The sequence below is a fragment of the Pantoea sp. S-LA4 genome, assembly GCF_054482835.1.
On sequence record NZ_JBTLRC010000004.1, the window covers coordinates 71,804 to 84,392 of the forward strand.

Genomic DNA, 12,589 nt, shown 5'->3' on the forward strand with positions numbered 1-12,589 from the left:
AGCGGCAGGCAAAGCACCTGAAAGAAAAAGAAGATTGCGTTTCCCGCTGAGCGGGTCAGTCAGGTCACCGCTGACGCATAAAACTCCCCCTTCAGCCGGCACGCTTGTTTAGCCGTATCAACCTGTAGGCAGAGCACGGTGTCTGCATCAAATCCACGCTGCTGGAGTTCAAGCGCTGAGGCACATTCACCAAGAGGCTGCAGATTTTGTGCCTGGTAATATTGCCAGACAGCCACCGCCGCCTGTGCTTCGGGTGAATAATCCTGTCGTCCCATTGCGGCGATAATGCCGCCTGCTGCGGCGTAATCTTCAACCGCGGGACGAAGACTACCGTCAGGCCATCGCTCACCACAGGGGATGATCAGTATACGGTCAAAATGGCGGCAGGCTTTTGCTGTGGCGGTCATGTTCCGTAAGCAGCCGGTGAAAACCGGCTTACCGGTCTCCCGCGCCCTGAACGAAATCGCGGAGCCGTTAGGCGACGGCAGTACCAGGCTTTCACCTTCGCGAATGTTTTGAATCGAAACCGGCGACAGGCTATAACCTTCACCGCTGAATCGACGGTCCGGGCTGGCTGCCTGTGCTCCGATTTTCATCGCATACTGACGTGCGGAATCGTCTTTCCACGGCCAGGGATAAATGCGCGCACCCTTATCGACCGCCAGGCTGACGCAGGTCGAAAATGAGATAACGTCGATAATAACGATGCAGTCCGCTTCGCTGGCTAAGCCCTCTACGGCAGACAGGCCCCACTCAAGACGAACCCCGAAACGCTGCTGGCTGAACGCTTCCATGATCTTTTCTCAGTTAATTTTTCCGTTGATAACAGTAAACATAGCGTCACTGAGCTTCGTGTTCTTATAATCCTGAGCTAACGCTGTTCATGAACAGAGGGTATCTGGTCGCCGTAAACGACAGCGTTGGTTCGGGTAACCTCAAGGGTGCTTCGACCATGCCAGGCACAGGCTGAATCAATCATGCACCCGTCCGACAGTGAAAGAAAAAACATAAAGTTCCATTGCGCTGCGCCGATAAAAAGAGCGTTTTTTATATAGGGATATGAGATGCGTAAAATTATCTATACCACTGGCCTCCTGCTGGGAATGACAGGACTGACATTACCTGCTTACGCGAATACGCTGACGCAAAGCCTGACCCGTTGTGATTCAACCTTTTTCAACGAAATATATCATCAGCGGGCCACTCTGAGCCGCGTCGCACCGCTAACGGTTGACCATCAACAGCGGGCCTGGTTCAAAGCGCCGGTCGACGGCAATGGCACCCTCTGGTTTACCCAGCCTCTGCATGAATTAAACCTGACGATTACCGGTTATAATCTGCAAACCAATAATTTCGATGCCATCAACTACGGTAAATACTATTTCTGGGGACTGGTTTTCAAAGAATCACCACAAGAGGTGCTCTCCAGACTCGATCATTTGAGCTGGACCAGGGCCGGAGATGAATATGTCTCTCAGGCGATGATTAAAGCAAACCCAGACAGTGGATGGAAAATAAACGCGCAAGCGGTCTCTGACATTGCTCCGGCAAAAGAAAGCACCGAGAAACTGTTATTACTCAGCAAAGGCAAACAGGGCACATTATTACTCTGTTCCGTTCAGGGAAATGTCACGCCTGATATGCTCGTAACGTTACGACCTGACTTAACTGCTGAGGCGGCAAAATGAAAAAACTGACATGGATGACATTACTTCTTCTGACCGGCTGTGCGGAAACCAGCAAGCCACCGCCGCAAACGCCGGTAAAAGCTCCGGCAGGTCTGATAAAAGTTCTTGCTGATGACGACTTAATTTCCTATGCCGATTTCAGGGTAATTTCCACCTATCAGGGTAATCCTCACCTGCGTCAGTTTTATTTCATCAACAACTACGTGAAACAGAGACTGATTATAAAAGATCCGCCCGTTTACGTTGCCAGTTCCCGGGCCATTAATGTGATTAACTGCGAGCAAAACCAGCGTGCTGTTTTGAACCGGTCAATGTTTTCAAAACCCTTTGCGGAAGGCATTCTTGTTCACGTCGGAGCGGAGCCGGGGCAGTGGAAAACGTTCCCGAAAGATTCTCTTTTCGGCATGATTGCAGAGAGCATGTGCAATATTCCCGTTGAAAGACTCAAGCCAGAGCCGCCGAAAGACAACCGCAAGCCGCTGCTGGATTAACCGCCAACAGGCCGGGCGAAACGGGATGATGAGGTCACGACTTCTGCCTTGAACCTGAATCAGATACTGAACGGTAAACGGATGACTGGCAGATAAAAATCAACCGCTTCAGGGAATGAGCCGCTTCTGAAATCAGGTTGGGGTGAAAGGGACAGCCTGGCCTGAGGAAGCGATTGATCGCGGTGTCACGGCAACAATCCGTAAGACCATTAGCGCGCATCAAAAGCGTAACAGCACGCCCGGCGATCGCCATCACCGGGCTTGTTGACAGTAATCAGGCGGCGCGAACCTGCGGCATCGCGATATCCGCGCTGATGCGCTCGCCCTGGGCATCAAACACCATGCAGTGATGCGGATGGAAGGTGGGTCGCAGTGTCTGGTAGGGACGAAAATGGACATCGCCCGGCAGCAGCATTTTGAAGCCGTCGTAGCCGTGGCTCTGACCAAACAGATAGGTATTGTTACCGAGTCGCTCCACCACTTCGCAATGAAAATTCAGGTTAAGCGGCCCGTCGCCGTTAATCTGCAACTGTTCTGGTCTGATCCCCAGCGTGATCTCATCGCCTGGCTGCAGCTGGCGCAAGGGTGAGGGGAGTTGCAGCCGGTGCTCGCCGTCGTTGACTACCGCGATCAGGCCGCCGGGCCCGCACTGCTCTACGCGTGCCGGCAGAAAATTCATTTTCGGTGATCCGATAAAGCCAGCGACAAAACGGTTGATCGGATTGTAATAGAGCGCCATCGGCGACCCGACCTGTTCCACCTTGCCGTAGTTCATCACCACAATCTTATCGGCCAGCGTCATCGCTTCGGTCTGATCGTGCGTCACATAAACCATGGTGGTTTTCAGCTCCTGGTGCAGCTTTGCTATGTGCAGGCGCATATCGACACGCAGTTCGGCATCAAGGTTCGACAAGGGCTCATCGAACATAAATACCCGCGGATTCCGCACAATCGCCCGACCAATCGCCACACGCTGACGCTGACCGCCGGAAAGCTGCTTTGGTTTACGATCCAGCAGATGCGCCAGCTGCAGCGTTTTCGCCACCATCTCCACCTGATGCTCAATCTGCGCTTTCGGCAAACGGTTAACTTTCAGGCCGTAGCCGATATTCTCCGCCACGGTCATATGCGGATAGAGCGCATAGGACTGAAACACCATCGCCACACCGCGATGTGAGGGCGCGATGTCATTCATCACCTCATCGCCAATCAAAATCTCACCGTCACTGATCTCCTCCAGCCCGGCAATCAGCCGTAACAGCGTGGACTTACCGCAGCCGGACGGGCCAACGAAGACAGCAAATTCACCGGTCTCGATATCGAGCGTGATGTTTTTCAGCGTTTCTGTTTTACCAAAGCGTTTGGTGACGTTTCTTAATCTGATGCTGGACATGCTGATCCTCATGGCAGGGATATGGCTGCTTAAATGTACGACGTATAACAGATGGTTAATTTTCACGTCAGCCCCGATGGTGCCTGAGTTGACTATAACGTTGCACCGAAGCGCGCCCTACCGCTGTTTTTGATTTCTGTAATACCGATCACACATTGGTGCTAACAGGCTGGAGCGGCGTCAGCGTTCCGCGTAGCGTAGGCCCCCTGTGCGATACGTTATCCAGAATCAACCTGCCCGTTTAGTCAGGACTCTGCAGGCGTTAGCAAAAAGATTTCAGCGAATGACAGCTAAAAATGTCATACCTTCACATGAGGACAGAAATGAAAATTAAAATCAGCGTTACGCTACTCCTTTCAGCATTGATGCTTAATCAATCCGCCTGGGCCGCTCAGCAATTGACCATCTGGGAAGATATTAAGAAATCGGACGGAATCAAAACCGCGATCGCCGATTTTCAAAAGCAGTACGACGTTGAGGTAAAAGTGCAGGAGATGCCGTTTGCCCAGCAGATTGAGAAGCTGCGTCTGGATGGTCCGGCGGGCATCGGCCCGGATGTGCTGGTCATTCCGAACGATCAGCTGGGCAGCGCCGTGGTACAGGGCCTGCTGGCCCCGCTGAAAATGGATGCGGCGGAACAGAGCGCCTACACACCGTCAGCGATGGCAGCCTTTACGCAGAACAAGGTGGTCTACGGCGCGCCGAAAGCGGTTGAGACGCTGGTGCTGATTTACAACAAAGATCTGCTGCCGTCACCGCTGAAAACCCTGGATGAATATCGCGCCTTCTCGCAAAAGCAACGCGCGGCGAAGCAGTATGGCCTGCTGGCGAAGTTTGATCAGATCTACTACAGCTGGGGCGTAATGGCTCCGATGGGCGCCTATATCTTTGGCAAAAATAGTGATGGGACGCTCAATACCCAGGATGTCGGGCTGAACACTGCGGGCAGCGTCGACGCGGTCAGCTATCTGAAGCGCTTCTTCAGCGAAGGGCTGTTGCCAGGCGGCATCATGGGCGACAACGGGCTGAACGCCATCGACTCGCTGTTTACCGAGAAAAAAGCGGCCGCGGTGATTAATGGTCCGTGGGCGTTTCAGCCTTATCAGGCGGCCGGGATTAACTATGGTGTCGCTCCGCTGCCGCTGCTGCCCAACGGCAAACCGATGAGCTCGTTCCTCGGCGTGAAAGGGTATGTGGTCTCAACCTGGAGTAAAGATCAGGCGCTGGCGCAGAAATTCATCACCTTTATTAACCAGCCGCAGTACGTCAAAGAGCGTTATCAGAAAACGCAGGAAATCCCACCGGTCACGGCGCTGATGAACGATCCGATCATCAAAGATGATGAGAAAGCTAACGCGGTGGCGGTGCAGGCCACGCGCGCGTCGGCCATGCCAGGCGTACCAGAGATGCAGGAAGTCTGGGGTCCGGCTAATGCGGCGCTGGAGCTGAGCGTTTCCGGCAAGCAGGAGCCGAAAGCGGCGCTGGATAATGCCGTGAAGCAGATCACCATGCAGATCGAAGCGATGCAGGCCAGCAACCAGTAATGGTGCGCCGGGCGATAATCCCTACAGGAAAAGGATCAGGGTGTGGCTATTTCTTCCGATGAACATCTGGTCAGCGCTACGCGTCCGCGTCGTCATGCGACGACGGGTGCGCTGCTCGCGCTGCTGCCTGGCTTCGGCCAGTTTTATCACCGCCAGTGGGCAAAAGGGCTCTGTTTTCTGATTTTGCTCGCCAGTTTTACCGGCGTCTTCCACGATTTTCTGCGTGAAGGGATGTGGGGACTCTATACGCTGGGTGAAGTGGTCCCGCGCGATAACTCCATCTTCCTGCTGGCAGAGGGGATCATCAGCCTGCTGATTGCTGCCTTTGGCCTCGCAGTCTGGGGAGTGTCGGTGCGTGATGCCTGGCTGAATGGCGTAAAGCGTGACAAGGGTCAGCCACTTAACAGTGTGCGTCAGCAGTATCAGCTGCTGCTGCGCGACGGCTTCCCTTACCTGATGATTTCACCGGGCTTTATTCTGCTGGTGTTCGTGGTGGTGTTTCCGATTCTGTTTGGCTTCGCGATTGCCTTCACCAACTACAACCTCTACCACACGCCGCCGGCGAAGCTGGTGGATTGGGTGGGATTCAAAAACTTTATCAACATTTTCACCCTGTCGATCTGGCGATCCACCTTTTTTGACGTGCTGCAGTGGACAGTGGTCTGGACGCTGCTGGCCACCACGCTGCAGTGCACCGTGGGCGTGATGCTGGCAATTCTGGTCAATCAGAAAGACCTGCGCTTTAAACCGCTGATCCGCACCATTTTTATCCTGCCGTGGGCAGTGCCGGGCTTCGTCACCATTCTGGTGTTTGCCGGCATGTTTAACGACAGCTTCGGGGTGATCAATAACGCCATTCTCGATTTCTTTGGCATCGCGCCAAAGGCGTGGATGACCGATCCGTTCTGGAGCAAAACCGCGCTGATCATGATGCAGACCTGGCTCGGCTTCCCGTTTGTCTTCGCGATGACCACCGGCGTGTTGCAGGCGATTCCGGACGATCTCTATGAGGCGGCGATCATGGACGGCGCCAGTGCCTGGACGCGGCTGAAAACCATCACGCTGCCGCTGGTGCTGTATGCGATTGCGCCGATCATCATCACGCAATACACCTTCAACTTTAATAATTTCAACATTATCTACCTGTTTAACAACGGCGGTCCGGCGGTGGCGGGGTCGAATGCCGGCGGCACCGATATTCTGGTGTCGTGGATCTACAAGCTCACCATGTCGTCGTCGCAATATGCTATCGCCGCCACTATCACCATTCTGCTGTCGATTTTCGTGGTGGGTCTGGCGCTGTGGCAGTTCCGCGCGACCCGGTCGTTTAAACAAGATGAGATGGCGTAAGGGAGCAGTTATGGCGAAGTCCGGCAGTATTAAACGCGAACGGTGGGTACGCCTGTCGCTGACCTGGCTGGTGGTGCTGGCCGTCTCGACCATCATCATTTATCCGCTGGTCTGGACGGTAGGAGCATCACTGAATGCGGGTAACAGCCTGCTCAGCAGTTCGATCATTCCGGAGAATGCGTCACTGCAGCACTACCGCGATCTGTTCAACGGCACGGTGCCTTATCTGACCTGGTACTGGAACTCGATGAAAATCAGTTTCCTGACCATGGTGCTGACGCTGGTGAGCGTCAGCTGTACCGCCTACGCTTTTTCGCGGTTTCGCTTCAAAGGGCGGCAGAACGGGCTGATGCTGTTTCTGCTGTTGCAGATGATTCCGCAGTTTTCGGCACTGATCGCGATTTTCGTGCTGTCGCAACTGCTGGGGCTGATCAATAGCCACATGGCGCTGGTGCTGATCTACGTCGGCGGCATGATCCCGATGAACACCTATCTGATGAAGGGCTATCTCGACTCGATACCCAAAGATCTGGATGAGTCGGCGCGCATGGATGGCGCGGGCAACTTCCGCATCTTTGTCGAGATCATCATGCCGCTGTCGAAGCCGATTCTGGCGGTGGTGGCGCTGTTCTCCTTCACCGGTCCGCTGGGCGATTTCATTCTCTCCAGCACCATTTTGCGTACACCCGATCAGTTCACCTTGCCGATCGGCCTCTATAACCTGGTGTCGCAAAAGATGGGCGCCAGCTACACCACCTATGCGGCGGGCGCGGTTCTGATCGCGGTGCCGGTAGCGGTGTTCTATCTGGCCCTGCAGAAATACTTCGTTTCTGGCCTGGCCTCAGGCAGTACTAAAGGATAAATCATGACGCCAAAAACCTTATTTCTCGCCCTGGCGCTGGCCTGGGCGACACCGCTGCTCGCCGCTCATTCGTCCACTATCGCCTCCGCCGGGCCGTGGCCAGCGGATTTCATCAAAGGCGCGGACATCTCTTCGCTGGCGGAACTGGAGAAGCAGGGCGCGAAATTCTACAACGCCGCTAACCAGCAGCAGGATGCCATCGCCATTCTGAAAGCCAGTGGCATCAACACCATTCGTCTGCGGCTGTGGGTCGATCCCACCGACGGCAACGGCCAGACCTACGGCGGCGGCGGCAACGATCTGGCGACCACACTGGCGCTGGCGAAGCGCGTTAAAGCGGCCGGACTGAAGCTGCTGCTCGACGTGCATTACAGCGATTTCTGGACCGATCCCGGCAAGCAGTTCAAACCAAAGGCCTGGCAGTCGCTGACCTTTCCTCAGCTGGAAACGCAGATTCATGACTATACCCGCGACACCCTCGCACGTTTCAAAGCGGAAGGCGTGATGCCCGATATCGTGCAGATTGGCAATGAACTCAACGGCGGGATGCTCTGGCCAGAGGGAAAAAGCTGGGGCCAGAACGGCGGCGAGTTTGATCGTCTGGCCGGTCTGCTGAAAGCGGCGATCGGCGGGCTGCGCGAAAACCTCAGCGATCCGCAGCAGGTGAAGATCATGCTGCACCTCGCTGAAGGGACTAAAAACGACATGTTCCGCTGGTGGTTCGACGAAATCGTTAAGCGTGATGTGCCGTTCGATGTGATCGGTCTGTCGATGTACACCTACTGGAACGGCCCGATCAGCGCGCTGAAAGCTAACATGGACGATATCTCCCGGCGCTATGACAAAGATGTGATGGTGGTGGAAGCCGCCTATGGCTACCAGCTGGAAAACTGCGATAGCGCGGAGAACAGCTTCCAGGCCAAAGAGGAGCAGGCCGGCGGTTATCCCGCTACGGTCACGGGCCAGGCGGCCTACCTGCATGATCTGATCAAAGCGGTACTGGCGGTGCCAGACCATCGCGGCAAAGGCGTGGTGTACTGGGAACCCGCATGGATCCCGGCGCCCGGCAACACCTGGGCCACGCCTGCCGGCATGAAATATATCCACGACGAATGGAAACAGGGTAACGCCCGCGAAAATCAGGCGCTGTTTGACTGTCACGGCAAGGCGCTGCCTTCGCTACAGGTTTTTCATTAATCATTAGCGCAAACGCTGATGTCTCTGACACCTCTGAGGAACAGATATGAATAAATTTCCCCCGATCAGCGCCAGGGTGACCTCGCTGCTGCATGGCGCTGACTACAATCCGGAACAGTGGCAACATCAGCCGGGCATTATTGATGACGATGTAATGATGATGAAGCAGGCGCACTGTAACGTCATGTCCGTCGGGATTTTTAGCTGGGCGAAGCTGGAGCCGGAAGAGGGACGCTATGATTTCGGCTGGCTGGATGAGGTGATCGACAAGCTCTGGCAGCAGGGCATTTCGGTGTTTCTCGCCACGCCGAGCGGCGCCCGTCCGGCCTGGATGTCGCAGGCCTACCCGCAGGTGTTGCGGGTGGGTCGCGATCGCGTGCCTGCTCTGCATGGCGGCCGGCATAATCACTGCATGACCTCGCCGGTTTATCGCCAGAAAGTACAGGCGATGAACAACCAGCTGGCGGCACGTTATGCCCATCATCCGGCGGTGATTGGCTGGCACATCTCTAATGAGTATGGCGGCGAGTGCCACTGCGATCGCTGTCAGCAGGCCTTTCGCGGCTGGCTGCAGCGCCGCTACGAAACGCTGGAGAAGCTGAATCACGCCTGGTGGAGCGACTTCTGGAGCCATACCTACAGCGACTGGTCGCAGATTGTCTCACCGGCTCCGCAGGGTGAAATGTCGATTCACGGTCTGAACCTCGACTGGCGGCGTTTTATGACCGATCAGGTCAACGATTTCTGCCGCGAAGAGATCAAGCCGCTGAAGCAGGCCAATCCCGATCTGCCCGCCACCACCAACTTCATGGAGTACTTCTACGATTACGATTACTGGAAGCTGGCCCCGACGCTCGACTTTATCTCCTGGGACAGCTATCCGATGTGGCACAACCAGCAGGATGAAACCGCGCTGGCCTGCTACACCGCGATGTATCACGATCTTATGCGAACCCTGAAGCAGGGCAAACCCTTTGTTCTGATGGAGTCGACGCCGAGCGCCACTAACTGGCAGCCGACCAGCAAGCTCAAAAAGCCGGGGATGCATATTCTCTCGTCTTTGCAGGCGGTCGCGCACGGTGCCGACGCGGTGCAATATTTTCAGTGGCGTAAAAGCCGCGGCTCGGTCGAGAAATTTCATGGTGCGGTGGTCGATCACGTCGGTCACCTTGATACCCGAACCGGCCGCGAAGTAAGCGAGCTAGGACGGATGCTGGCGGCGATGACTCCGGTGCTGGGCAGCCGGGTTGAGGCCAGAGTGGCGATTATTTTCGACTGGGAAAGCCGCTGGGCAATGGATAACGCGCAGGGTCCGCGCAACCTCGGCCTGCACTATGAACGCACGGTGAATGAACACTATCGCGCGTTCTGGGAACAGGGTGTGGCGGTCGATGTGATCAACGGCGACAGCGATCTCAGCGGCTATGAGCTGGTGATTTCGCCGATGCTCTACATGGTTCGTGATGGCTTCGCGGCGCGGGTGCAGCAACATCTGGAGCGGGGCGGTCACTTTGTTGCCAGCTACTGGAGCGGCATCGTCAACGAGAGCGATCTCTGTTACCTCGGCGGATTCCCTGGCCCGCTGCGGCCGCTGCTCGGCATCTGGGCAGAAGAGATCGATAGCCTGACCGACGATGAGTTCAATGGCGTACGCGGCGTCAACGGTAACGAACTGGGCCTGTGCGGGCCGTATCAGGCGCGGGAACTTTGCGAGCATATTCATCCGGAAGGCGCAACGGTCGTGGCCAGCTACGAAAGCGACTTCTACGCCGGAACTCCGGCGGTGACCGTTAATCAGGTCGGCAAGGGCAAAGCCTGGTACATCGCATCGCGTAATGATCTGCCGTTCCACCGTGATTTCTACGGCGCGTTGATCCGGCAGCTGGCGTTACCGCGTGCGTTGCCGATGGCGTTGCCGCCAGGCGTGACGGCGCAGAGCCGTACCGATGGTGAACACGCGTTTATCTTCCTGCAGAACTACACCGGACAGGCGCAGCAACTGCAACTGCCAGCCGGGATCAGCGATCTGATCAGCGGCGTCCCGCTGACCGGCGCGCTGACCCTGGCACCCTGGGGCTGTCGCGTATTGCGTGCGCCACGGGACAACAGCGCCTCCTAAGCGAGGCGGTTAGCGTTATCAGCAACACGGCGGGCAGCAGCCCGCCTTTTTCTTATCTGAAGGAGAACAGAATGGTCAGTCTGAAATCGTTTAAGCACTACTTCAGCCGGCAGGCGCTGCCCGCCGGTGAGGCACCGGTTGACGGTGAACTGCTGGATCAGCTAATGCGCTGCTTTGGCGGGCGCGACAATATTCAGCAGGTCGATGCCTGCTTAACCCGGCTGCGGGTGACGGTGAAATCGCTGGCGGCGGTGGATACGGCCGGATTGCAGCAGGCGGGAGCGATTGGCGTGGTGATTCTGGGACACGAGGTGCATGCGATCTTCGGGACCCGGTCCGATCGTCTGCGTCAGCTACTGGAGAGACGCTTCTTTCAGGCGGAATAAAAAAATGGATAACCGTTACCGGTTATCCAAATAAGCCCCTGCATAAGCGCTTAATAAAGACCACAACGAGGAGATAGTGCGTTTACCACCAGGCTTCGACCTGTACGCCGAAGTTCCAGGTGTCATTACTGGTGTTGTCCTGGAAGCTGTGTCCGTTTTCAGAATCATTCAGATAAGACGCAAACAGGCGCAGTTCAGGACGTGACATAAACTCCGGACCAGCGGCCAGACCCAGCGCCAGGGTATATTTCTGTCCCGCCTGCTTATAATCACCGCCGACTTTGTTCTCATCTTTCTGCCAGAAGCTACCGACTTCGCCGATGCCGCGAACATACTCGGTAAACTGATACTGACCGCGGCCTACCAGCGACAGCAGGGTGCTTTTGCTGGTCTGGGCTGTCACATCATCTGCGGAACCCCAGGTGAAGACCTGGTTTAACGAGAACTTGTCGGTAATCGGCAGCAGACCGGTGTTGATCACGCGGTAGCCTTTGGCGTTGCGGGTATCATTCCACATGTCATACCAGCCGCCGCCCTGTGAAATCATGTTCTGCGCCAGGCCTTTGTCGGCATACTGCAGCACCAGTTTCTGATAGCCGCCCCAGATATCCTGGCTGATTTCGCCGATCAGCATCACGCCGTTCTCGGCGTCATACAGGCCGCCATACTCTTCCTGCTTTTTGGTGGTGTTTGGCATGGCGTAATCGATGCCGAACTCAGTCCAGGCCCCGCTCCAGGGTTTCCAGCCCGCATAGCGCAAATCAAGATAGTTAATGTTGACGTCGTTATCGCCATCGACGCGGTAATCCACATCGTTAGCATCGCCCCGAATCCATGCGAACGAGATGGCACCCGGACCCAGCGTGTAGTTTTCAATACCGGCCCCGGAGCCGGAGATATTCCAGTATTTGGTATCGATGATATGCAGATCGTGGCGCTGGTAGTAGCGTTTACCGCCCCAGATCACCGCGTTTTTATCGCCCGGCACCAGCCCTTTGATCTGCAGATTAAGCTGACGCAGGCCAAACTGCGCATCGTCGCCGAAGGTGGTTTCGTTATCGTTGGAGCCGTCGGAGAACATGCTGACCATGGTGTCAACGTAGAAGCTGACATCATCCTTTTTGTAAACTTCGCTGCCCAGTTCGATCTCGCCGTAGGTATCGGCCTCATTGCCCAGTCGGCCGATTTTATTCTTCTGGTACTCTTCAATACCGCCATCCTGCGACACACCTACGCCGCCACGCAGATAGCCGTGGAAATCGATGTTGTCGATCGCGGCATACAGCGATGGAGAAGCCAGGGCAGCAGCGAGCGCCACAGCAGCAGTACGTAACCTTGTTTCCATGTTATCCTCATTTTGTATTTGTAATACGTTCACATGACAGCGGCAGTAAACGCTCTTTGGCAGAGGAGTGACAAATTAAATCGCGGCAATGTGTGACGTATTGCAAAGAAATGACGGTGTTATGTAACGAAAGGTGAATCAGATCACCAAATCGCAGGATGTGAAGGTATTACTTTTATTTTTTATTCAGGCAATGTGACTGCGGTATCCTGGC

11 protein-coding genes are annotated in these 12,589 nt (G+C 55.6%); 8 read left to right on the plus strand and 3 right to left on the minus strand.

What is annotated here, in order from left to right; genetic code table 11:
* Positions 1-59 precede the first annotated feature (59 nt).
* Entirely contained in the window at positions 60-794 is a 735-nt protein-coding gene (locus tag ACX3P5_RS20925; RefSeq protein WP_458969296.1) for a 2-phosphosulfolactate phosphatase, read from the minus strand.
* Between the two features lie 270 nt (positions 795-1,064).
* Here ACX3P5_RS20925 and ACX3P5_RS20930 point away from each other — a divergent pair, with 270 nt between their 5' ends.
* The gene (locus ACX3P5_RS20930; RefSeq protein WP_458969297.1) at positions 1,065-1,688 is read left to right on the plus strand and encodes a hypothetical protein; all 624 of its coding nucleotides are present in this window, start codon (positions 1,065-1,067) and stop codon (positions 1,686-1,688) included.
* Positions 1,685-2,179, plus strand: coding sequence for a surface-adhesin E family protein (locus ACX3P5_RS20935; protein WP_458969298.1), 495 nt, complete (start codon positions 1,685-1,687; stop codon positions 2,177-2,179). The genes ACX3P5_RS20930 and ACX3P5_RS20935 overlap by 4 nt, the downstream gene beginning before the upstream one ends.
* A gap of 274 nt (positions 2,180-2,453) precedes the next feature.
* Here the strand turns inward: ACX3P5_RS20935 and ACX3P5_RS20940 are convergent, their stop codons facing one another.
* On the minus strand, positions 2,454-3,572 hold the full coding sequence (locus ACX3P5_RS20940) for an ABC transporter ATP-binding protein (protein WP_233988458.1): 1,119 nt from the start codon (positions 3,570-3,572) through the stop codon (positions 2,454-2,456).
* 323 nt (positions 3,573-3,895) lie between these two features.
* Between ACX3P5_RS20940 and ACX3P5_RS20945 the strand changes: the two genes are divergently transcribed.
* From ACX3P5_RS20945 to ACX3P5_RS20970, 6 genes are all read left to right on the plus strand, one after another.
* The gene (locus ACX3P5_RS20945; protein WP_233988456.1) at positions 3,896-5,116 is read left to right on the plus strand and encodes an extracellular solute-binding protein; all 1,221 of its coding nucleotides are present in this window, start codon (positions 3,896-3,898) and stop codon (positions 5,114-5,116) included.
* A 42-nt stretch (positions 5,117-5,158) separates the two neighbouring features.
* A complete protein-coding gene (locus tag ACX3P5_RS20950) occupies positions 5,159-6,466 on the plus strand; it encodes a carbohydrate ABC transporter permease (protein WP_233988455.1) in 1,308 nt (435 codons plus the stop codon).
* 10 nt (positions 6,467-6,476) lie between these two features.
* Complete coding sequence (locus ACX3P5_RS20955; protein ID WP_233988454.1) at positions 6,477-7,328, plus strand: sugar ABC transporter permease; 852 nt, start codon at positions 6,477-6,479, stop codon at positions 7,326-7,328.
* Between the two features lie 3 nt (positions 7,329-7,331).
* Complete coding sequence (locus tag ACX3P5_RS20960) at positions 7,332-8,525, plus strand: glycoside hydrolase family 53 protein (protein ID WP_233988452.1); 1,194 nt, start codon at positions 7,332-7,334, stop codon at positions 8,523-8,525.
* A 46-nt stretch (positions 8,526-8,571) separates the two neighbouring features.
* Positions 8,572-10,644, plus strand: a complete 2,073-nt coding sequence (locus ACX3P5_RS20965; protein ID WP_458969299.1) for a beta-galactosidase — start codon at positions 8,572-8,574, stop codon at positions 10,642-10,644.
* A 71-nt stretch (positions 10,645-10,715) separates the two neighbouring features.
* Positions 10,716-11,030 carry a glucose PTS transporter subunit EIIB gene (locus ACX3P5_RS20970; RefSeq protein ID WP_233988450.1) on the plus strand — a complete coding sequence of 105 codons (315 nt, stop codon included), beginning with the start codon at positions 10,716-10,718 and terminating at the stop codon, positions 11,028-11,030.
* Between the two features lie 82 nt (positions 11,031-11,112).
* Here the strand turns inward: ACX3P5_RS20970 and ACX3P5_RS20975 are convergent, their stop codons facing one another.
* A complete protein-coding gene (locus ACX3P5_RS20975; RefSeq protein ID WP_458969300.1) occupies positions 11,113-12,375 on the minus strand; it encodes a maltoporin in 1,263 nt (420 codons plus the stop codon).
* Positions 12,376-12,589: the final 214 nt, after the last annotated feature.